The sequence below is a fragment of the Burkholderia ubonensis subsp. mesacidophila genome (assembly GCF_002097715.1).
In the GTDB taxonomy this organism is placed as follows: Bacteria; Pseudomonadota; Gammaproteobacteria; order Burkholderiales; family Burkholderiaceae; genus Burkholderia; species Burkholderia mesacidophila.
The window spans coordinates 2950633-2973403 of sequence record NZ_CP020738.1 but is presented as its reverse complement, the minus strand read 5'-3'; the positions used below and the strand labels follow the sequence as shown (position 1 = coordinate 2973403).

At 63.8% G+C, this 22771-nt stretch carries 13 protein-coding genes, 2 tRNA genes, 3 rRNA genes and 2 pseudogenes; 16 read left to right on the top strand and 4 right to left on the bottom strand.

Annotated features, from left to right (window positions below; all coding sequences use genetic code 11):
- Positions 1–59: 59 nt before the first annotated feature.
- A complete protein-coding gene (locus B7P44_RS30890; protein WP_084909621.1) occupies positions 60–1178 on the bottom strand; it encodes a 2-aminoethylphosphonate--pyruvate transaminase in 1119 nt (372 codons plus the stop codon).
- 316 nt (positions 1179–1494) lie between these two features.
- On the opposite strand from B7P44_RS30890, the gene phnS reads away from it, so the two are divergent.
- From phnS to B7P44_RS30810, 14 genes are all read left to right on the top strand, one after another.
- Positions 1495–2586 carry a 2-aminoethylphosphonate ABC transporter substrate-binding protein gene (gene phnS / locus B7P44_RS30880; RefSeq protein WP_084909620.1) on the top strand — a complete coding sequence of 364 codons (1092 nt, stop codon included), beginning with the start codon at positions 1495–1497 and terminating at the stop codon, positions 2584–2586.
- 4 nt (positions 2587–2590) lie between these two features.
- Positions 2591–3694: a 2-aminoethylphosphonate ABC transport system ATP-binding subunit PhnT gene (gene phnT, locus B7P44_RS30875; RefSeq protein WP_084909619.1), complete on the top strand. Its 1104-nt coding sequence runs from the start codon at positions 2591–2593 to the stop codon at positions 3692–3694.
- Complete coding sequence (phnU, locus tag B7P44_RS30870) at positions 3672–4595, top strand: 2-aminoethylphosphonate ABC transporter permease subunit (RefSeq protein WP_084909618.1); 924 nt, start codon at positions 3672–3674, stop codon at positions 4593–4595. The genes phnT and phnU overlap by 23 nt, the downstream gene beginning before the upstream one ends.
- A complete protein-coding gene (gene phnV / locus B7P44_RS30865) occupies positions 4585–5445 on the top strand; it encodes a 2-aminoethylphosphonate ABC transport system, membrane component PhnV (RefSeq protein WP_084909617.1) in 861 nt (286 codons plus the stop codon). The genes phnU and phnV overlap by 11 nt, the downstream gene beginning before the upstream one ends.
- The gene (phnA, locus tag B7P44_RS30860; RefSeq protein ID WP_084909616.1) at positions 5442–6749 is read left to right on the top strand and encodes a phosphonoacetate hydrolase; all 1308 of its coding nucleotides are present in this window, start codon (positions 5442–5444) and stop codon (positions 6747–6749) included. The genes phnV and phnA overlap by 4 nt, the downstream gene beginning before the upstream one ends.
- Complete coding sequence (phnY, locus tag B7P44_RS30855; protein ID WP_084909615.1) at positions 6746–8200, top strand: phosphonoacetaldehyde dehydrogenase; 1455 nt, start codon at positions 6746–6748, stop codon at positions 8198–8200. The genes phnA and phnY overlap by 4 nt, the downstream gene beginning before the upstream one ends.
- Before the next feature lie 4 nt (positions 8201–8204).
- Positions 8205–8756, top strand: coding sequence for a phosphonate degradation HD-domain oxygenase (locus B7P44_RS30850; protein ID WP_084909614.1), 552 nt, complete (start codon positions 8205–8207; stop codon positions 8754–8756).
- 506 nt (positions 8757–9262) lie between these two features.
- Positions 9263–10795 (top strand): 16S ribosomal RNA (locus B7P44_RS30840).
- A gap of 62 nt (positions 10796–10857) precedes the next feature.
- Positions 10858–10934: transfer RNA gene (locus B7P44_RS30835), tRNA-Ile, on the top strand.
- A 37-nt stretch (positions 10935–10971) separates the two neighbouring features.
- Positions 10972–11047 (top strand) — tRNA-Ala (locus tag B7P44_RS30830).
- A 290-nt stretch (positions 11048–11337) separates the two neighbouring features.
- Positions 11338–14219: ribosomal RNA gene (locus tag B7P44_RS30825) — 23S ribosomal RNA — on the top strand.
- A 117-nt stretch (positions 14220–14336) separates the two neighbouring features.
- A 5S ribosomal RNA gene (gene rrf / locus B7P44_RS30820) occupies positions 14337–14449 on the top strand.
- Together the 16S, 23S and 5S rRNA genes with 2 tRNA genes alongside form the textbook arrangement of a ribosomal RNA operon.
- Positions 14450–14586: 137 nt before the next feature.
- A complete protein-coding gene (locus tag B7P44_RS30815; RefSeq protein WP_084909613.1) occupies positions 14587–14862 on the top strand; it encodes a hypothetical protein in 276 nt (91 codons plus the stop codon).
- A gap of 233 nt (positions 14863–15095) precedes the next feature.
- A complete protein-coding gene (locus tag B7P44_RS30810; RefSeq protein ID WP_084909612.1) occupies positions 15096–16520 on the top strand; it encodes a DHA2 family efflux MFS transporter permease subunit in 1425 nt (474 codons plus the stop codon).
- A gap of 163 nt (positions 16521–16683) precedes the next feature.
- On the opposite strand, the pseudogene B7P44_RS30805 reads toward B7P44_RS30810, so the two are convergent.
- Together B7P44_RS30805 and B7P44_RS30800 are read right to left on the bottom strand one after the other, a co-directional pair.
- Positions 16684–17416, bottom strand: a pseudogene (locus B7P44_RS30805) (2OG-Fe(II) oxygenase).
- Positions 17417–17587: 171 nt separating this feature from the next.
- Positions 17588–19180, bottom strand: coding sequence for an inorganic phosphate transporter (locus B7P44_RS30800; protein WP_084909611.1), 1593 nt, complete (start codon positions 19178–19180; stop codon positions 17588–17590).
- A gap of 76 nt (positions 19181–19256) precedes the next feature.
- On the opposite strand from B7P44_RS30800, the pseudogene B7P44_RS38050 reads away from it, so the two are divergent.
- Positions 19257–19381: pseudogene (locus B7P44_RS38050) on the top strand (CbtA family protein); the annotation flags it as partial.
- A gap of 21 nt (positions 19382–19402) precedes the next feature.
- On the opposite strand, the gene B7P44_RS30795 reads toward B7P44_RS38050, so the two are convergent.
- Entirely contained in the window at positions 19403–20311 is a 909-nt protein-coding gene (locus B7P44_RS30795) for a LysR family transcriptional regulator (protein ID WP_084909610.1), read from the bottom strand.
- A gap of 127 nt (positions 20312–20438) precedes the next feature.
- Here B7P44_RS30795 and metE point away from each other — a divergent pair, with 127 nt between their 5' ends.
- Positions 20439–22733, top strand: a complete 2295-nt coding sequence (gene metE / locus B7P44_RS30790; protein WP_084909609.1) for a 5-methyltetrahydropteroyltriglutamate--homocysteine S-methyltransferase — start codon at positions 20439–20441, stop codon at positions 22731–22733.
- Positions 22734–22771 lie beyond the last annotated feature (38 nt).

Genomic DNA, 22771 nt, shown 5'->3' with positions numbered 1-22771 from the left:
GACACGCGGCAGCAGGACCTCGGGCCCGGCGGGTGCAATCCGCCGGGCCCTTTTTTCGTTCAGGACGCGCGGCGCAGCGAGATGCCGAGCGCCTCGATCGCGCGTGCGATCGCGGCGACCGCGCGCCGGACGTCGTCGGCGTCGATCGCGCCGATGCAGCCGACGCGGAACGTTTCCAGCTGCGTGAGCTTGCCCGGATAGAGGATGAAGCCGGCGTCGCGCACCGTGTCGTAGAAGCGCTTGAAGTCGTATGCCGGATCGTCCGGCGCATGGAACGTCACGATCACCGGCGCCTGCACGCGCGCATCGAGGAACGGCTCGAAGCCGAGCGCATGCATCGCGTCGACCAGCGTCCGGCAGTTCGACGCATAGCGCGCGCCGCGCGCGGGCTGGCCGCCTTCGGCGAGAAATTGGTCGAGCGCCACGCGCAGCGCGGCGACCACGTGCGTCGGCGGCGTGAAGCGCCACTGGCCGGTCTTGCGCAGGTACGCGTACTGGTCGTGCAGGTCGAGCGCGAGCGACGGCGAGCGGCCTTCGCACGCTTCCAGCGCGTCGCGCCGCATGATCGCGAACCCCATCCCCGGCACGCCTTCCAGGCATTTGCCGCTGGCCGAGACCAGCGCGTCGATGCCGCTGCCGTCGAGCGTGATCGGCAGCGCGCCGAACGAGCTCATCGCATCGACGATCAGCCGCTTGCCATGCCGCCGGCAGCACGCGGCGATCTCGTCGAGCGGATTCAGGATGCCGGCGCTCGTCTCGAGATGCACCAGCGCGACATGGGTGATGCGCGGGTCGCGCGCGAACGCCGCCTCGATCGCCGCGGGATCGGCCGCGGACGCCTCGCCGAACGGCAGCGCGATCGCCTCGATCCCGAGCCGGCTGAGGATCTTCAGGATGCGCGCGCAGTACGCGCCGTTGTCCGGCACGACTACGACGCCGTCGCGCGGCACCAGCGTGCCGAGCGCGGCTTCGACCGCGAACGTGCCGCTGCCCTGCATCGGCACGCACACGTATTCCGCGTCGCCGCGGGCGATGCCGACGAGGTCGGTGCACACGCTTTCGGTCAGGCGATTGAATTCGGTATCCCACGAGCCCCAGTCGCGCTGCATCGCGTCGCGCGTCGCGGCGGACGTGGTGAGCGGGCCGGGGGTGAGCAGGATCGGGGCGGTGGCGGACATGAGTTTTGCTCCAACAAAGGTCGGATGAAACGCCGGGTGGCGTTTCCGGGTGACGGCCATCATAGTGGCAAATTGTGTCATTTTGTGGAAATGTGGGCGGTCGTCACGGGGTTGTCATCGAACGCTGTGATCCTTCGCTTGCCGCACGAAACCGCATCGGTCCAGTACCGGTCGGGCGGCGACGAGGCGGGCCCGCTGGCGGTTCGCCCCCTATTACTGCTCTGCATGGGGCCAGAGTAAGCGCTGAAGCGCCAACTCTGGCCGACAGAGCCGGTCGTGCCCCGGCCGTTTGGTGTTCCGTCTACGGAGAAGTGAGATGACACTGCAGAATTCCTCGCGCGCCGCTGCCGGCGCGTTCCGCAAGCTCGCGCTGGCCGCCTGCGCCGCCGGTCTGCTGCAAGGCGCCGCGCTGCCGGCGCACGCGGCGAATGCGGTCGTGCTGTATACGGCGGACGGCCTCGAAAACCTCTACCGCGACGTGCTGCCGGCCTTCGAGAAGAAGGAAGGCGTGAAGGTCAACATCGTCACGGCGGGCAGCGGCGAAGTCGTCAACCGCGCGAACATCGAGAAGAACTCGCCGAAGGCCGACGTGATCGTCACGCTGCCGCCGTTCATCCAGCAAGCCGGCCAGATGGGCCTGCTGCAGCCGTACCAGAGCGTCAACTACAAGAACGTGCCGGCGATCGCGAAGGCGGAAGACGGGACGTGGGCGACGTTCGTGAACAACTATTTCTCGTTCGCGATCAACCCCGAAGTCGTCAAGCAGCAGCCGAAGACGTTCGCCGACCTGCTGTCGCCGACCTACGCGGGCAAGGTCGCGTACTCGAACCCGGCCACGGCCGGCGACGGGATGGCGGTGCTGATCCTGACGACCACGCTGATGGGCGAGGACAAGGCGTTCGACTATCTCGCGAAGCTGTCGCAGAGCGTGAAGTTCCACACGAAGGGCACGGGCTACCTGAACGTGCTGCTGTCGCGCAACGAGATCAGCTTCGCGAACGGCGACCTGCAGATGGATCTCGACGACGCCGAGCACGGCGGCCTGTCGATCAAGCCGATCTTCCTCGCGGCGAAGGACGGCGACCAGCCGACGACGTTCCAGCTCCCGTACGGCATCGGCCTGATCAAGAGCGGCCCGAACCAGGACGCGGGCAAGAAGCTGATCGACTACCTGATGTCGACGGACGTGCAGTCGAAGGTGCCGGACATGTACGGCATCCCGGGCCGCACCGACGTGCCGCTCGCCGGCAAGAACGGCGAGGCGGTCAAGCGCGCGATCGCGGGCGTGAAGCTGATCCCGGTCGACTGGAGCCAGGTGATGGCGAAGAAGCCGGTGTGGCTGGAGCGCTGGAAGAAGGACGTGATCGGCAGCTCGGGCAAGCAGACCGACGTCGTCAAGCCGAAGTGAAAGGATGAAACCGGTGGACACCGCCATGACCCATCCCGGCGCATTCGGCGCCGCCGAACCGCGTGCGACGCTGCGGTCCGGCGCGCCGGGCGGCGTTCAGATCGAGCACCTGAGCGTGCGCTACGGCGCGCGCACGGTGCTGGACGATCTGACGCTGTCGATCGGCGCCGGCGAATTTTTGACCGTGCTCGGCAAGAGCGGCTGCGGCAAGACCACGCTGCTGCGCTTCATCGCCGGGTTCGTGAAGGCCGACGGCCTGACCGGCACGCTGACCGTTGCCGGACGTGACCTGACCTATGCGCCGCCGCACAAGCGCAATCTCGGTCTGCTGTTTCAGAACTACGCGCTGTTCCCGCACCTGTCGGTGTTCGAGAACGTCGCATTCGGCCTGCGCGCGCGACGGATGTCGTCGGCCGAGGTCACGCGTCGCGTCGCCGACGCGCTGAAGCTCGTCCAGCTCGGCGACGCCGGCCACCACATGCCGGCGCAGCTGTCGGGCGGGATGCAGCAGCGCGTCGCGCTCGCCCGCGCGCTCGTGATCGAGCCCGACGTGCTGCTGCTCGACGAGCCGCTGTCCGCGCTCGATGCGAACCTGCGCGCGTCGGTGCGCAGCGAGCTGAAGGCGCTGCACGAGCGCCTGCCGAACTTGACCGTCGTGTGCGTGACGCACGACCGCGACGACGCGCTGGTGCTGTCCGACCGCGCGCTGCTGATGCGCGACGGCCACGTCGCGCAGCTCGGCACGCCGCAGCAACTGTACGACACGCCGCGCAACGGCTACGTCGCGCGCTACCTGGGCCCGGCGAACCTGCTGCCGCCGCGCGTGATCTTCCCGCTCGGTGATCCGCGCCACGACGTGCGCGACAAGGTCGCATGCGTGCGCCCGGAGCAGTTGACCGTCAGGCCGCTTGCGGCGGGCGGGCTGCACGGCACGGTCGCGTCGGTCGAATGGCAAGGCGCGGAGCTGTCGATCGCGGTCGTGGTCGACGCGGCGCCGGAAGAGCCGGTGCGCGTGACCATGCAGCGCGGCCGCGGCGCGGCACCCGAGCGCGGCGCGCGTGTTTCCCTGCATTGCGAGGCAGACGATGTCGTCGTTATCGAGCCCTGACACCGCGCTGTCGCCAAAGGCGCTCGCGTCGGCGGCCGCGCATGCCGCGGCCGCGAAGCGCCGCCAGCGCGCCGGCGACTGGCATCTGATCCTGCTCGCGATCGTCGTGCTCGGCCCGCTCGTCGTCTATCCGCTCGTGCGGCTCGTGCTGCTGAGCCTGACCGGTGATCACGGGCTGAGCTTCGCCGCGTACCGCAACTTCTTCGGCAACCCCGACACGCGCAACGTGCTGCTGACGACGCTCGGCGTGCTGTTCGCGAGCGCCGGCACCGCGTCGGTGCTCGGCGTGCTGCTGGCGGCGCTGCTGTTCTTCAGGCCGTTTCCGGGCGCGTCGCTCGTCACGCGCTTCCTGGAGCTGTACGTCGCGTTTCCGTCGTTTCTCGTCGCGTTCACGCTGATCTTCCTGTACGGCTCGCAGGGCTCGGTCAGCATCGCGCTGCAGCAGGTGTTCCATCTCGACCAGCCGCCGCTCGATTTCCTGTTCGGCTTCGGCGGCGTGATCCTCGCGCAGACCGTGTTCTACACGCCGTTCGTCGTGCGGCCGACGCTCGCGTCGTTCGCGACGCTCGACCTGCGCCTGATCGAAGCGGCGCGCAGCCTCGGCGCGTCGGGCTGGATGCTCGCGCGGCGCGTTGTGCTGCCGATCGCGTGGCCCGGGATCGCGGCCGGCACCGTGCTGTGCTTCCTGCTGACGCTGAACGAATTCGGGATTCTGCTCGTGCTCGGCAGCGCGAGGCTCGTCACGCTGCCGGTCGCGATCTACAGCAGCGCGACCGTCGATCTCGACCTGCCGACCGCGTCGGCGGGCGCGGTCGCGATGCTCGCGCTGTCGCTGGCGCTGTATGCGATCTATCGCCGGGTGAACCGGCGTGCAACGGGAGGGACGCGCGATGTCCGCTGAATACCGTATCGGGCAGGCCGTGCCGCGCCACGAAGTGGGCTGGAGCGACACGCTGCTCAAGCATGCGTCGCGCGCCGCGCTGGCGCTCGCCGCGTTCGCGTGCTTCTGGCTGTTCGTGCTGCCGGTGATCGTCGTCGCGCTGTCGAGCGTGTCGAGCCGCTGGTCCGGCACGATCCTGCCGGCCGGCTACAGCCTGCGCTGGTTCGAGCAGCTCGGTTCGCAGGAATACGGCGCGCTCGCGACGAGCCTCGAGATCGGCTTCGGGGTCGCCGTGATCGGCACGGCCGTCGGCCTGTGGCTCGCGCTCGCGCTCGAAGGGCGCGACCGGCGCGGGATCGGCGCGGTCGTCGACGCGCTCGTGATGGTGCCCAACGGCGTGCCGAGCGTCGTGCTCGGGCTCGCGGTGCTGATCGCGTATCACCAGAGGCCGGTCGATCTGTCGAGTTCGGCGGCGATCGTCGTGCTCGTGCAGCTCGCGCTGATCCTGCCTTTCTGCTATCGCTGCGCGGCGGCGGCGCTGCGCCCGGAGCTGACGGTGCTGCGCGAGGCCGCGGCCAGCCTCGGCGCGCCGCCCGCGATGGTGCTGCGGCGCGTGCTGCTGCCGCAGCTCGTGCCCGCGCTGCGCGCGAGCCTCGCGCTCGGCTTCGCGCTGTCGCTCGGCGAGCTCGGCGCGACGCTGACGGTCTATCCGCCCGGCTTCGCCACCGTGCCGATCGTCGTGATCGGCCAGGTGGAGCGCGGCTATTACCTGCCTGCGTCGGCGCTGGCGCTGATGATGCTCGGCGCGTCGCTCGCGGCGCTGCTGCTGATTGCCGCCCGCGTGCCGGGCGGCCGGCGGGCCGCGCCATGAACGCCGCATTCGCCATGCGGCTGCCCGGCGACGCGCAGGCCGCCGGGGCATCGACGGGCCTGCCGGACCAGTCCGTCGACGTCAACGGCCGCCGCTACCGGCTGCCGGCGGTGCCGACCGTCGTCGTGTGCGTCGACGGCTGCGAGTACGACTATCTCGAGCGCGCGGTGGAGGCGGGCGTCGCGCCGTTCGTCGGCAGGATGATCGCGGAAGGCACCGCGTGGCGCGCCGATTGCGTCGTGCCGACCTTCACCAACCCGAACAACCTGTCGATCGTCTGCGGCGCGCCGCCGTCGGTGCACGGAATCTGCGGCAATTACTTCTGGGACCCGGACGCCGACGGCGGGCGCGGCGCCGAGGTGATGATGAACGATCCCGCCTACCTGCGGGCCGGCACGCTGCTCGCCGCGGCGTCCGACGCCGGCGCGCGGGTGGCGGTCGTGACCGCGAAGGACAAGCTGCGCCGCCTGCTCGGCTGGCGGATGCGCGGCATCTGCTTTTCCGCGGAGAAGGCCGCGCAGGCGAATCTCGCGGAAAACGGCATCGTCGACGTGCTCGACTGGGTCGGCCTGCCGTCGCCGGACGTCTATAGCGCGGCGCTGTCCGAATTCGTGTTCGCGGCGGGCGTGCGGCTCGCGCAGACGCGCCAGGTCGACCTGATGTATCTGTCGACCACCGACTACGTGCAGCACAAGTGCGCGCCCGGCAGCGCCGGCGCGAATGCGTTCTACGCGATGATGGACCGCTATCTCGCGCAGCTCGACGCGCTCGGCTGGGTGATCGGGCTGACCGCCGACCACGGGATGAACGCGAAACACGATCCGGCGACGGGCCGGCCGAACGTCGTCTATCTGCAGGATGCGCTCGACGGCTGGTTCGGCGCGCAGGCCGCGCGGGTGATCCTGCCGATCACCGATCCATACGTCGTGCATCACGGCGCGCTCGGTTCGTTCGCGACCGTCTATCTGGCGGCGGGCGTCGACCGGGCGGACGCGATGTGGCGCATCGGCGGGCTCGACGGCGTCGAGCTCGTGCTCGACAACGCGGAAGCCGCGGCGCGCTTCGAGCTGCCGGCGGACCGGATCGGCGATCTGGTCGTGATCGCCCGGCGCGACATGACGCTCGGCACGCGCGAGCGCGAACACGACCTGTCCGGGCTGACCGTGCCGTTGCGCTCGCATGGCGGCGTGTCGGAGCAGGAAGTGCCGCTGCTGTTCAACCGTCGCATCGCGCGCGACGATCCCGCGCGCCGTCCGCGGAATTTCGACGTGTTCGATTTCGCGCTGAACCGGATCGCATCATGACTTCCCCTGTTCGGCAGGACCATCCGGCATTTCGTGCCGAGGCATTGCGCTGGTGCGGCCTTCGCGCGACGCGCGAGCGGACTTTCGACGTCACCGATCCCTATACCGGCATGCGCGTCGGCACGGCGCCGCTCGCGAGCGGCGACGACGTCCGCGCCGCATTCGATTACGCGATGGCTTACCGGCCGGTGCTCACGCGCTACGAGCGTTCGCAGATCCTCGAACGGGCGGCCGCGTTGCTGCGCGAGCGCACCGAGGAAGCGTCGGACCTGATCACGCTCGAATCCGGTTTGTCGAAGCAGGATTCGCGCTACGAGATCGGCCGCGTCGCGGACGTGCTGAAGTTCGCGTCGGTCGAGGCGCTGCGTGACGACGCGCAGAGCTTCTCGTGCGACCTGACGCCTCACGGCAAGGCGCGCCGGGTGTTTTCGCAGCGTCAGCCGCTCGACGGGGTGATCGTCGCGATCACGCCGTTCAATCATCCGATGAACCAGGTTGCACACAAGATCGCGCCGGCGATCGCGACCAACAACCGCGTGATCGTGAAGCCGTCCGAGAAGGTGCCGCTGTCGGCGTTCTATCTGGCGGATCTGCTTTATGAGGCCGGCCTGCCCGAGCCGATGCTGCAGGTCGTGACCGGCGATCCGCGCGAGATCGCGGACGAACTGGTGACGCACTCGCACGCGTCGCTGATCACGTTTACCGGCGGCGTGGCGATCGGCAAGGCGATTGCCGCGAAGGCCGGTTACCGGCGCGTCGTGCTCGAGCTGGGCGGCAACGATCCGCTGATCGTCCTCGGCGACGCCGATCTCGACCGCGCCGCGTCGCTCGCGGTGCAGGGCTCGTACCGGAATTCCGGCCAGCGCTGCACGGCGGTCAAGCGCATCCTGGTCCAGCGTTCGGTTGCGCCGGCGTTCACTGAGCGATTGGTGGCGAAGACGCGTGCGTGGTCGTACGGCGACCCGTTCGACCCGGCGAACGAGATGGGTACGGTGATCGACGAAGCGGCGGCGCGCCTGTTCGAGGCGCGTGTCGATGAGGCGGTCGCGCAGGGCGCGCGGCTGCTGACGGGGAATGTCCGCCGCGGTGCGCTGTATGCGCCGACCGTGCTCGATCGCGTCGATCCGGCGATGGCGCTGGTGCGCGAGGAGACGTTCGGCCCGGTGTCGCCGGTCATCGCGTTCGACACGATCGACGATGCGATCCGGATCAGCAACGGCACGGCGTTCGGGCTGTCGTCGGGCGTCTGCACCGACAGTACGGAAGCGGTCGTGCGGTTCGTGAACGAATTGAACGTCGGCACCGTGAACGTCTGGGAGGTGCCGGGCTACCGGATCGAGCTGACGCCGTTCGGCGGGATCAAGGATTCGGGATTGGGTTACAAGGAAGGGGTGCAGGAGGCGATGAAGAGCTTCACGAACCTGAAGACTTTCTCGTTGCCATGGGGATGACGGAATGGCGTTGACGCTCGAAGAGATTCGCGGCCTGTATCGCGAGCATGGTCATGTGGCCTACAGCGGGGAGCCGGTCACGCAGCTCGAGCATGCGCTGCAGAGCGGGCTGCTGGCGGAGGAGGCGGGCGCGGACGACGCGCTGGTCGCGGCGGCGTTCCTGCACGACCTCGGGCATCTGCTGAATCGCCAGGGGGAGACGCCGAGTGCGCGCGGCATCGACGACCTTCATCAATATTATGTATTGCCGTTCCTGCGGCCGCTGTTGTCGGATGCGGTGCTCGAGCCGATCCGGCTGCACGTCGATGCCAAGCGCTGCCTGTGCCGGACGGACGCCGGCTACTTCGAGAGCCTGTCGCCGGACTCGGTGCGCAGCCTTGCGCTGCAGGGCGGGATCTTCAGCGACGAGGAGGCCGCGGCGTTCCTGCGGCGCCCGTTCGCGGAGGGCGCGTTGCGGCTGCGCCGCTGGGACGATACGGCGAAGGTGGAAGGGAAGGCGACGCCGAATCTCGAGCACTATATGGAGATCGTCGCGCGCCAGGTGCGCACGGCCTGACGGGTTGGGAGCCTCTATTCAAGGCCCCGCACGCGGCAGCGTGCGGGGCCTTGAATTTATTTCACGAAACCCCTTGCGCGGAACGTAGGACGTGCCTAGAATCACGCCTCTTTCGCGCTAACGGCAACGCGGCGCGGAAGAGGGGAAGCGAAGCTGGTTGGATGTCGTGGTTGGGCGCCCGGTCAGCGAAGGAAGATGAACCCCGCAGTCGCAACGATGTAGTAAAAAAGTTGTTGACGAACTGCGAAACAGAGTTCATAATCTCATTTCTCTGCTGCTGACAACGCAGCGCTGCTGAGAAAGCGGTACTTCTCGCAGAAATGCTCTTTAAAAATTAACAGCCGATAAGTGTGGGCGCTTGATGACAGCGAGCCGATCCTTGGATCGGATTAGCAAAAGTATCAAGAGTCTCACACTAAAGTAAGTCAGGTTTATGAAGCAATTCATATTCCTGTCAGCTTTGAGTGAGCGACCGGTTCTACGGAACCGAAAACAGTAACAGGTTTGAACTGAAGAGTTTGATCCTGGCTCAGATTGAACGCTGGCGGCATGCCTTACACATGCAAGTCGAACGGCAGCACGGGTGCTTGCACCTGGTGGCGAGTGGCGAACGGGTGAGTAATACATCGGAACATGTCCTGTAGTGGGGGATAGCCCGGCGAAAGCCGGATTAATACCGCATACGATCTACGGATGAAAGCGGGGGACCTTCGGGCCTCGCGCTATAGGGTTGGCCGATGGCTGATTAGCTAGTTGGTGGGGTAAAGGCCTACCAAGGCGACGATCAGTAGCTGGTCTGAGAGGACGACCAGCCACACTGGGACTGAGACACGGCCCAGACTCCTACGGGAGGCAGCAGTGGGGAATTTTGGACAATGGGGGAAACCCTGATCCAGCAATGCCGCGTGTGTGAAGAAGGCCTTCGGGTTGTAAAGCACTTTTGTCCGGAAAGAAATCCTTGATCCTAATATGGTCGGGGGATGACGGTACCGGAAGAATAAGCACCGGCTAACTACGTGCCAGCAGCCGCGGTAATACGTAGGGTGCGAGCGTTAATCGGAATTACTGGGCGTAAAGCGTGCGCAGGCGGTTTGCTAAGACCGATGTGAAATCCCCGGGCTCAACCTGGGAACTGCATTGGTGACTGGCAGGCTAGAGTATGGCAGAGGGGGGTAGAATTCCACGTGTAGCAGTGAAATGCGTAGAGATGTGGAGGAATACCGATGGCGAAGGCAGCCCCCTGGGCCAATACTGACGCTCATGCACGAAAGCGTGGGGAGCAAACAGGATTAGATACCCTGGTAGTCCACGCCCTAAACGATGTCAACTAGTTGTTGGGGATTCATTTCCTTAGTAACGTAGCTAACGCGTGAAGTTGACCGCCTGGGGAGTACGGTCGCAAGATTAAAACTCAAAGGAATTGACGGGGACCCGCACAAGCGGTGGATGATGTGGATTAATTCGATGCAACGCGAAAAACCTTACCTACCCTTGACATGGTCGGAATCCCGAAGAGATTCGGGAGTGCTCGAAAGAGAACCGGCGCACAGGTGCTGCATGGCTGTCGTCAGCTCGTGTCGTGAGATGTTGGGTTAAGTCCCGCAACGAGCGCAACCCTTGTCCTTAGTTGCTACGCAAGAGCACTCTAAGGAGACTGCCGGTGACAAACCGGAGGAAGGTGGGGATGACGTCAAGTCCTCATGGCCCTTATGGGTAGGGCTTCACACGTCATACAATGGTCGGAACAGAGGGTCGCCAACCCGCGAGGGGGAGCTAATCCCAGAAAACCGATCGTAGTCCGGATTGCACTCTGCAACTCGAGTGCATGAAGCTGGAATCGCTAGTAATCGCGGATCAGCATGCCGCGGTGAATACGTTCCCGGGTCTTGTACACACCGCCCGTCACACCATGGGAGTGGGTTTTACCAGAAGTGGCTAGTCTAACCGCAAGGAGGACGGTCACCACGGTAGGATTCATGACTGGGGTGAAGTCGTAACAAGGTAGCCGTATCGGAAGGTGCGGCTGGATCACCTCCTTTCTAGAGCTATCTCGCGAAGTTGAGCGCTCACGCTTATCGGCTGTAAATCAAGACAGACTCAGGGGTCTGTAGCTCAGTCGGTTAGAGCACCGTCTTGATAAGGCGGGGGTCGTTGGTTCGAATCCAACCAGACCCACCATTGTCTGACGTGGAAACCTGGGGAAGTCTCTGTACATGGGGGCATAGCTCAGCTGGGAGAGCACCTGCTTTGCAAGCAGGGGGTCGTCGGTTCGATCCCGTCTGCCTCCACCAATCTTCAATGACAAACATTCGAATGATGATTGTTCGAGTCTTTGTCATTGGCGATTGAGCCAGTCAGAGTGATATGAGTAACACCATATCGGCTGTCGTTCTTTAACAATCTGGAAGAAGTAAGTAATTTGGATAGCGGAAGCGTCTTGAGATGGACGTGAAAACTATCCGGGTTGTGATTGTATCGATGTATCTCAAGATGATTCGAACTCTATGTTTGACTCAATTGGAATACGGCACAACGCGAGAACTCAACCTGTAACAGTCGTCGCAAGACAGACTCGTTATAGGGTCAAGCGAACAAGTGCATGTGGTGGATGCCTTGGCGATCACAGGCGATGAAGGACGCGGTAGCCTGCGAAAAGCTACGGGGAGCTGGCAAACGAGCTTTGATCCGTAGATGTCCGAATGGGGAAACCCGGCCCTTTTGGGTCATCCTAGACTGAATACATAGGTCTAGTGAAGCGAACGCGGTGAACTGAAACATCTAAGTAACCGCAGGAAAAGAAATCAACCGAGATTCCCAAAGTAGTGGCGAGCGAAATGGGATGAGCCTTGTACTCTTTATTTGTATTGTTAGCCGAACGCTCTGGAAAGTGCGGCCATAGCAGGTGATAGCCCTGTAGGCGAAAACAGTATGAAAGAACTAAGTGTACGACAAGTAGGGCGGGACACGTGAAATCCTGTCTGAAGATGGGGGGACCATCCTCCAAGGCTAAATACTCGTGATCGACCGATAGTGAACCAGTACCGTGAGGGAAAGGCGAAAAGAACCCCGGGAGGGGAGTGAAATAGATCCTGAAACCGCATGCATACAAACAGTCGGAGCCTCGTAAGGGGTGACGGCGTACCTTTTGTATAATGGGTCAGCGACTTACGTTCAGTAGCAAGCTTAACCGTATAGGGCAGGCGTAGCGAAAGCGAGTCCGAATAGGGCGTTCAGTTGCTGGGCGTAGACCCGAAACCAAGTGATCTATCCATGGCCAGGATGAAGGTGCGGTAACACGTACTGGAGGTCCGAACCCACTAACGTTGAAAAGTTAGGGGATGAGCTGTGGATAGGGGTGAAAGGCTAAACAAACTTGGAAATAGCTGGTTCTCTCCGAAAACTATTTAGGTAGTGCCTCGTGTCTCACCTTCGGGGGTAGAGCACTGTCATGGTTGGGGGGTCTATTGCAGATTACCCCGCCATAGCAAACTCCGAATACCGAAGAGTGCAATCACGGGAGACAGACATCGGGTGCTAACGTCCGGTGTCAAGAGGGAAACAACCCAGACCGCCAGCTAAGGTCCCCAAATATAGCTAAGTGGGAAACGAAGTGGGAAGGCTAAAACAGTCAGGAGGTTGGCTTAGAAGCAGCCACCCTTTAAAGAAAGCGTAATAGCTCACTGATCGAGTCGTCCTGCGCGGAAGATGTAACGGGGCTAAGCTATATACCGAAGCTGCGGATGCGTGCTTAGCACGCATGGTAGGAGAGCGTTCCGTAAGCCTGCGAAGGTGCCTTGTAAAGGGTGCTGGAGGTATCGGAAGTGCGAATGCTGACATGAGTAGCGATAAAGGGGGTGAAAGGCCCCCTCGCCGTAAGCCCAAGGTTTCCTACGCAACGTTCATCGGCGTAGGGTGAGTCGGCCCCTAAGGCGAGGCAGAAATGCGTAGCTGATGGGAAGCAGGTCAATATTCCTGCACCATTGTTAGATGCGATGGGGGGACGGATCGCGGAAGGTTGTCCGGGTGTTGGAAGTCCCGGTCGCTGCATTGGAGAAGGCGCTTAGGCAAATCCGGGCGCAGGATTCAAGGGTGTGGCGCGAGCTCCTTAGGGAGCGAAGCAATTGGAAGTGGTTCCAAGAAAAGCCTCTAAGCTTCAGTCTAACGATGACCGTACCGCAAACCGACACAGGTGGGCGAGATGAGTATTCTAAGGCGCTTGAGAGAACTCGGGAGAAGGAACTCGGCAAATTGGTACCGTAACTTCGGGATAAGGTACGCCCTTGTAGCTTGACTGGCCTGCGCCAGGAGGGTGAAGGGGTTGCAATAAACTGGTGGCTGCGACTGTTTAATAAAAACACAGCACTCTGCAAACACGAAAGTGGACGTATAGGGTGTGACGCCTGCCCGGTGCCGGAAGATTAAATGATGGGGTGCAAGCTCTTGATTGAAGTCCCGGTAAACGGCGGCCGTAACTATAACGGTCCTAAGGTAGCGAAATTCCTTGTCGGGTAAGTTCCGACCTGCACGAATGGCGTAACGATGGCCACACTGTCTCCTCCCGAGACTCAGCGAAGTTGAAGTGTTTGTGATGATGCAATCTACCCGCGGCTAGACGGAAAGACCCCATGAACCTTTACTGTAGCTTTGCATTGGACTTTGAACCGATCTGTGTAGGATAGGTGGGAGGCTATGAAACCGGAACGCTAGTTTCGGTGGAGCCGTCCTTGAAATACCACCCTGGTTTGTTTGAGGTTCTAACCTTGGCCCGTGATCCGGGTCGGGGACAGTGCATGGTAGGCAGTTTGACTGGGGCGGTCTCCTCCCAAAGCGTAACGGAGGAGTACGAAGGTACGCTAGGTACGGTCGGAAATCGTGCTGATAGTGCAATGGCATAAGCGTGCTTAACTGCGAGACCGACAAGTCGAGCAGGTGCGAAAGCAGGTCATAGTGATCCGGTGGTTCTGTATGGAAGGGCCATCGCTCAACGGATAAAAGGTACTCTGGGGATAACAGGCTGATACCGCCCAAGAGTTCATATCGACGGCGGTGTTTGGCACCTCGATGTCGGCTCATCTCATCCTGGGGCTGTAGCCGGTCCCAAGGGTATGGCTGTTCGCCATTTAAAGAGGTACGTGAGCTGGGTTTAAAACGTCGTGAGACAGTTTGGTCCCTATCTGCCGTGGGCGTTGGATATTTGAAGGGGGCTGCTCCTAGTACGAGAGGACCGGAGTGGACGAACCTCTGGTGTACCGGTTGTCACGCCAGTGGCATCGCCGGGTAGCTATGTTCGGAAGAGATAACCGCTGAAAGCATCTAAGCGGGAAACTCGCCTTAAGATGAGATATCCCTGGGGACTAGATCCCCTTGAAGGGTCGTTCGAGACCAGGACGTTGATAGGTCAGGTGTGTAAGCGCAGTAATGCGTTCAGCTAACTGATACTAATTGCCCGTAAGGCTTGATCCTATAACAAGTCTGTTTTACAGAGCGGTTGAATGACCGCGATGTGCTGATACGCACAACCCAAGATTACTGCTTCTTCCGGATTGGTCGCGTTGCGAAGCAACGTGACAACCCTCTTTGCCTGATGACCATAGCGAGTCGGTCCCACCCCTTCCCATCCCGAACAGGACCGTGAAACGACTCTACGCCGATGATAGTGCGGATTCCCGTGTGAAAGTAGGTAATCGTCAGGCTCCCTTAGCCAGAAACCCCCGCCTAACCGGCGGGGGTTTTTGCATTTCCGGCGCCGGAAATGTATGCAATGGTGCGAAGCCCTTTGCCTCAAGCCGTTGCCGCTCGGAATGGACAGATTTCCCGGAGTCAACACCCGATGAAAAAACTCGTGCCGCTTCTGTTTTGCCTCTCCTTGCTGGGGTGTGCCGGCCAGCAGGAAGCGGGCTGTATCCGAGCACCGTTCCACGCGAAGTTCCAGGATGCAGACGGTGACGTCGGCCCATTCGCCAACATGAAGTTCTCGTTGATCCGTGCATCCGATGGCGCCGTGGTCTACCAAGGGACAACCGACGAGCAGGGTCGCGCCCGCTGGGATCATGCGTGCCGAGGAGAGCGGTACACGATTCGTCAGGACGGCCTCCTGGACGAGTAAAGCAGTCGATCGAACGACAAATTTGCTCAACAGGCGCCTTCAGCTTCGAATCGCATGCATTGATTGGCCGTTGTCGGGTCAAAAATCTATGCGCATAAAGTGCATTTAACTGCACGCGTCGGCAAAGCGAAGAGCAGGCGCTTCGAGGTACTATCGACACTCGTCCCGGCTCCGGCGCTTGTCTGCGCCCGTTAGAGGCCGGCGTCTCCCGCATTCCGTCTACTGCACCGTTCATGACTGCCGCCTCCGCCGAGGGTGATCGGACGACCGACATCCTGCCGTATCTCGTCGCCGCGACCTTCTTCATGGAGTACCTCGATACCACCGTGATCGCGACCGCACTCCCGCAGATGGCGCATACCTTCGGTGTCGGGCCGAACGCGCTGAGTCTCGGGATGACAGCCTACATGCTCGCACTCGCGGTATTCATCCCGATCAGCGGCTGGATCGCCGATCGATACGGCTCGCGTACGGTGTTCGGCAGTGCGATCGTCATCTTTACCGGCGCGTCGGTGTTGTGCGGCTTGTCCAACGGCGTCGCGACTTTCACTGCCGCACGGCTGCTGCAGGGCATCGGCGGGGCGATGATGGTGCCCGTCGGGCGGATGATCGTCGTGCGCAGCACCGAAAAAGCGCGCCTGATGCGTGCGATCGCGACGATCACGTGGCCGGGGATCGTCGCGCCGGTCGTCGGGCCGCCGATCGGCGGCTTCATCACGACGTATGCGTCATGGCGCTGGATCTTCCTGCTGAACGTGCCGTTCGGCATCGCGGCGTTCGTATGTACGTGGTTGATCGTCAGGAACACGCGCGCCGACGAGCAGCGGCCGCTCGACTGGATCGGTTTCGTGCTCGCCGGCGCCGCGTTGACGTGCTTGCTGATCGGGACCGAAGCGGCTGGGCAGCAGGATGCGCAGTTCGCGCACGCCGCGGTGCTCGTGGGGGCGAGCGCGCTGTTCGGCCTCGCCGCGTGGCTGCATGCCCGGCGATGCGCGCATCCGTTGCTGGATTTCACCACGCTCACGGTGCCGACGTTCTCCGTGACGGTGATCACCGGCTCGGTCACGCGGATCGCAATCAACGCCGTGCCTTATCTGCTGCCGCTGCTGTTCCAGATCGGCTTCGGCCTGTCGCCGTTCCAGTCGGGCCTGTTGCTGCTGGCGAGCGCGGTCGGCAATCTCGGCATGAAGGCGGGGACGTCCTGGATCCTCGATCGGTTCGGATTCCGGCGCGTCGCGCTGGTCGATGTGACGATCGTCGGCCTGTTCACGATCGCATGCGGCTGGTTGACCACATCGACGCCGCTCGCGATCACGCTGCTCGTCGTGTTCGTCTACGGGCTGACGCGATCGATGCAGTTCACGACGCTCGCGACGCTGGCCTACGCGGACATCCCCGCCCGGCAGACGAGCGCCGCGAGCACGTTGTGGAGCGCCGCGCAGCAGATGACGATCGGCATGGGGATCGCCTTCGGCGCGCTGGCGTTGCGCGTGGCCGCTTCGTTACGCGGCGACGCGACCGGCGTGCATTACGTGCTCGAGGATTTCCGCTGGGCGTTCGTCGCGGCCGGCGTGCTCGCATTGCTGACCTTGCCCGGCTATGCGCGGCTCGCAGTCGACGCGGGGGACCGGCTGAGGGCGAGCGCCGCCAGAGGATGACCGGAACTGCCTGCCCGATGCGCAGGCGACGCCGTGCGTGTCGCAATCCCGCACAGATCATCCGCGTGCTGCGGATCGGAACGTTCTGACGAATGATGTCCGTGGATGTCATTCACCGCCGCATGCAGGGGCAATTGTCGCCTGCGTGATCGCTCGGCTTCGATCACTGCGCATCGTGGAAGATGATGCCGACCGTATGACGATGCCCCGACCGGATACGGCTCACGCCGTGACGCAGATTGACGCGATAGACGCCGCGCGTGCCCTGCACCGGCCGGCCGTGCACCGCGAAAATCACGGCGTCGCCCTGTGCCAGCGGGACCACTTCCGCGCGCGACTGCATGCGCGGCCGTTGCTCGGTCAACACGAACTCGCCGCCGGTAAAGTCCCGTCCGGGCGCCGACAGCAGGATCGCAACCTGGAGCGGAAACACGTGTTCGCCATACAGGTCCTGATGCAGGCAGTTGTAGTCGTCCAGGCCGTATTGGAGGATCAGCGGTGTCGGGCGCGTCTGCCCCGCCGCGTGACAGCGGGCGAGAAATTCCGAATGCTATCGACGGATAGCGGACATCGACGCCAAGGGCGGCATTCCAGCGATTCGCGATCGGCGCGAGGTGTGGATAGAGCCTCGAGCGCAGCGTATCGACGGTCGGCGGCAACGGATAGGCGAAGTACTTGTATTCACCGCGCCCGAAACCGTGACGCGCCATCACGACGCGCGAACGGTACAGCGCATCGCGCGGATAGAGTGACGCCAACGCGTCGCATGCGGGCGCCGACAACAATCCGGGAATGAGCGCACACCCCTGGCGGCCCAGTTCCGCTTCGATGGCGGGCCAGTCCAGCGTGTCGACGTGCCGGGCGATGTCGCAGGCGCCGGGGCGCCATGCATCCATCGATGAGGAGAGGACGGGATGGAGTGGGTAAGCGGTGTCCGGCGGAGCAGGGGGCATGACTGTATTCACGACAAGGATCGATGGATCCAGTCTAGCGACGTCGTTTCGCGGATACGCTCCGCATCTTGCGCTCCAATCTACAAACGTCGCACCGCCGAGCCGCAGCTCCGCTCACCCCACCGAACGAAACAGCCAGTACAACCCGCCCGCGAGCGCGATCGACGCAGGCAGCGTCAGCACCCACGCGAGCACGAGGCCGCGCACCGTGCCCCATTGCAGCCCCGACCCGTTCGCGGCCATCGCGCCGGCGACGCCCGACGACAGCACGTGCGTCGTCGAGACCGGCAGCCCGTAGACGTCGGCGGCGCCGATCGTGAGCATCGCGACGAGCTCCGCCGACGCGCCCTGGCCATAAGTCAGGTGCTGCTTGCCGATCTTCTCGCCGACGGTCACGACGATGCGCTTCCAGCCGACCATCGTGCCGAGCCCCAGCGCGATCGCGACGGCAACCTTCACCCAGGTCGGGATGAACTTGGTCGCGTGGTCGAGCTGCTTGCGGTAGTTGTCGATCCCGAGCCGGTCGGCCGGCGCGAACGCCGGCTGCCCGGATTTCTCCATTAGCCGGATCGCTTCGGACACGAGGTACATCGTATTGCGAACGTTGTCGATGTCGCGCTGCGGCACCGCCGCCATCGAGCCCGACGCGCCGACCGCGTGCGCCAGCGAAACCGACAGCTGCTGCACCGCAGGCAGCACGGCGGGCGTCATCTCGCGATGCTGCACGTACTGCTCGACGTCGGCGCGCGGATTGGCGGACGGCGCGACGCCGTTCGTATATTTCGCGAACGTCATGGCCGCCTGGTTCGCGACCGCGACGAAGGTCTGCGATTCCGCGGGCGTCACGGCCTTGTTGAGCGCGTAGGCGGTGGGCACGGTGCCGATCAGGATCAGCATGATGAGCCCCATTCCCTTCTGGCCGTCGTTCGAGCCATGCGCGAACGACACGCCGGTGCAGGTCAGGATCAGCAGGCAGCGGATCCAGAACGGCGGCGGCTGGTCCTTCGGCGGCTCCTTGTACAGTTCCGGCACCCGCGCGACCGCCTTCAGCACGAGCAGCAGCAGGCCCGCGCACAGGAAGCCGACGATCGGCGAAAACAGCAGCGACTTGCCGACGCCGAGCGCCTGGCCCCAGTCGACGCCGCTCGTGCCGGACGGCCCATGCATCAACTGGTTCATCAGCCCGACGCCGATGATCGAGCCGATCAGCGTGTGCGAGCTCGACGACGGCAGTCCGAAATACCAGGTCGCGAGGTTCCAGACGATCGCGGCGATCAGCAGCGCGAACACCATCGCGAAGCCGGCGCCGCTGCCGACCTGAAGGATCAGCTCGACGGGCAGCAGCTGCAGGATGCCGAACGCGACGGCGCCGCTCGAGAGCATCACGCCGAGGAAGTTCCACATGCCGGACCAGATCACTGCGATGTTCGGCGTCAGCGAATGCGTGTAGATCACTGTCGCGACCGCGTTCGCGGTGTCGTGGAAACCGTTGACGAACTCGAAGCCGAGCGCGATCAGGAGCGCGGCGCCGAGCATCAGGTACGGAAACAGCGAGCCTTCGCGGACCGGCGCTATGTCCGAGATCAGGTGCGTGGCGACGTAGACGGCGCCGATCGCGAGCACCAGCAGGACCACGGCGTAGCCGGCATGCCGAGTGCGGGCGAGGGACGCCTGATCATTCGCGGCGGACGAAGCGGGTTGATTCATGGCGGCGTCTCGTAACGGAAACGCGTCCGATCCTAGCGTCGGCTTTCAGTCAGTTTGATGACAGCAAAGGACGCGAGCGGCGTTTCCGGCCGTCGTACTGTGGAAGTTCCGCGTGCGTCCATCGGCGTGCAGGAGATCATGTGGACGACGATCGGCCTGCTGTCCGGCGCCTGGGTCGACCTCGTCGGGGCGCGCGCCTGATGCGCGATCCAGCCGGCGCGCCTAGCGAAGCATGCGGGGCGCGCTCCACGTCGATTCGCGGGCGAGATCGACGAACGCCGCCAGATAGTCGATCGATGCGTCCGCTTCGCGGATGCCGAGGAAGATCTGCTTCGCGATGCCGTTTTTGCCGAGCTTGACCGGCACCACTGGCATCCGGTCCGCGTATTCGTCGGCCAGCCATCGCGGGAGGGCGGCCACGCCGCGCCCGCTCGCCACCATCTGCAGCATGATGTCCGTCGTCTCGATTGTCTTGTGCCGCTTCGGCACGATGCCGGCCGGCGTGAGGAACTGGTTGTAGATGTCCAGCCGGTCGGTTTCGACCGGATAGGTGATCAGGGTCTCGTCCGTGAGTTGCCCGGGCGTCACGTAGTCGGCATTCGCGAACCGGTGGTGGTCGGCGACGACCAGCACCTGCTCGTAGTCGAACACGGGATCGAAGCGCAATCCGGGCCTGTTCAGCGGATCGGGCGTCACGAGCACGTCGATGTCGTAGCCGAACAGCGCACCGATGCCGCCGAACTGGAAACGCTGCTTGACGTCCACGTCGACGTCCGGCCAGCGCGACAGGTACGGCGACACGACCTTCAACAGCCATTGATAGCACGGGTGGCATTCCATCCCGATGCGCAGCGTGCCGCGCTCGCCGTTCGCGTACTGCTTCATCCGCGCCTCGGCGTGCTCGAACTGCGGCAGCAGCCGGTTGGCCAGCGAGAGCAGGTACTGCCCCGCCTGCGTGAGCCGCAGGCCGCGCCCCTCCCGATCCCAGATCGCCGTGCCGAGCTGCTGCTCGATCTTCCTGACGGTATGGCTGAGCGCCGACTGCGTGAGATGCAGCGCGTTGGCCGCCGCGGTCAACGAGCCCTGGCGCTCGACTTCACGGATGACGACGAGATGAAACCGTTCCAGCATGGATATCGCCCACTTAGCAGATGCATGAACAGATTTAATGGATGAATGAAATAATGCCATTTTATTTCATGGGTTGATATCCCTATGATGGCTGCCGGATCTTTCAACTTCTCTGGACGGCGCCTTCATGGTTACGACACACAATCTCGGCTTCCCGCGCATCGGCGCGAAACGCGAACTCAAGTTCGGTCTCGAACGCTACTGGAAAGGCGAATCGTCGCGCGACGAGCTGAAGGCGCTCGGCGCCGCGCTGCGCCAGCGTCACTGGGACGACCAGCGGGACCTGGATCTCGCGCCGGTCGGCGATTTCGCGTTCTACGACCAGGTGCTCGACATGAGCTTCACGCTCGGCAACCTGCCGAAGCGCGTGCAGGGCTTCCACGGCGATGCGCTCGACAACTATTTCCGCGTGGCGCGCGGCCGCTCGGCCCAGTCGGCCGACGAACACGCGGCCTGCTGCGGCGGCGTCGCGGCCGGTGAAATGACGAAGTGGTTCGATACGAACTACCACTACATCGTGCCGGAGTTCCACGCCGATACGAACTTCTCGCTCGACCCGTCGCGCCTGCTCCGGCAACTGACGGAAGCGCGGGCCCACGGCGTGAACGCGAAGCCCGTGATCATCGGCCCGGTCACGTACCTGTGGCTCGGCAAGGCGAAGGACGACTCGGACCGCCTCGCGCTGCTGCCGAAGCTGCTGCCGGTGTACGGCGCGCTGCTGGATACGCTGACCGCGCAAGGCGTCGAATGGGTGCAGATCGACGAACCGATTCTCGTCACCGAGCTCGACGCCGAATGGCAGCAGGCGTTCAGGATTGCCTACGAGGCGCTGGAAACGCGGCGGATCAAGCTGCTGCTCGCGACGTATTTCGGTCGGCTTCAGGGCAACCTGGCGCTCGCGAGCGCGCTGCCCGTCGACGGCCTGCACGTCGACGCGATCAACGCCCGTGACGAAGTCGACGCGCTGGCGCGCGAGCTGCCGGCCGACCGCGTGCTGTCGGTCGGCGTGATCAACGGCCGCAACATCTGGAAGACCGACCTGAACGCCGCGCTCGACTGGCTCGAACCGCTTGCGAAGCAGCTTGGCGAGCGCCTGTGGATTGCACCGTCGTGCTCGCTGCTGCACGTGCCGGTCGATCTGGCGAGCGAGGAGAAGCTCGACGCCGAGATCCGCTCCTGGCTCGCGTTCGCGCTGCAGAAGCTCGACGAGCTGAAGGTGCTTGCGACCGCGCTGAACGCCGGCCGCGACAAGGTGGCCGATGCGCTCGCGGCGAACGCCGCGGCGATCTCGTCGCGCCGCAATTCGCCGCGCGTGAACAACCCGTCGGTGAAGGCCGCGATCGCCCGCATCGACGCGCAGCTCGGCCACCGCGCGAGCCCGTACCCGCAGCGCGCGCCGAAGCAGTCTGCATGCCTTAACTTGCCGGCGTTCCCGACGACGACGATCGGCTCGTTCCCGCAGACCGGCGAAATCCGCCAGGCACGCAGCCAGTTCAAGGCCGGCGCGCTGGATGAAGCAGGCTATCGCGCCGCCATGCGGGCCGAGATCGAACGCAGCGTGCGCGAACAGGAAGCGCTGGAACTGGACGTGCTCGTGCACGGCGAAGCCGAGCGCAACGACATGGTCGAATACTTCGGCGAGCAGCTCGACGGCTACGCATTCAGCCAGTTCGGCTGGGTGCAGTCGTACGGTTCGCGCTGCGTGAAGCCGCCGATCCTGTTCGGCGACATCAGCCGCCCGAAGGCGATGACCATCGAGTGGATCACGTACGCGCAGTCGCTGACGAACAAGCCGATGAAGGGCATGCTGACCGGTCCGGTGACGATCCTGAACTGGTCGTTCGTGCGCGACGACCAGCCGCGCTCGGTGTCGTGCTGCCAGCTCGCGCTCGCGATTCGCCAGGAAGTGCTCGACCTCGAGAAGGCCGGCGTGCGCGTGATCCAGATCGACGAGGCCGCGCTGCGCGAAGGGCTGCCGCTGCGCCGCGCGCAATGGGGCGAGTACCTGAAGTGGGCGGTCGAATCGTTCCGCATCGCCGCGAACGGCGTGCAGGACGACACGCAGATCCACACGCACATGTGCTATTCGGAGTTCAACGACATCATCGCGTCGATCGCCGACATGGATGCGGACGTGATCACGATCGAGACGTCGCGTTCGGACATGGAGCTGCTCGACGCATTCGACGATTTCCGGTATCCGAACGAAATCGGGCCGGGCGTGTACGACATCCACTCGCCGAACATCCCGACGCAGGAGCATATCGTCGGCCTGATGAAGAAGGCGGCCGAGCGGATTCCGGCGGAACGCCTGTGGGTGAACCCGGACTGCGGCCTGAAGACGCGCCAGTGGGCGGAAGTGATTCTGGCGCTGACGAACATGGTTGCTGCCGCGAAGACGCTGCGCAACCGCGCGCAATGACGCGGGAGCGTTGACCGCGCCATCACCACGAGGCCGGG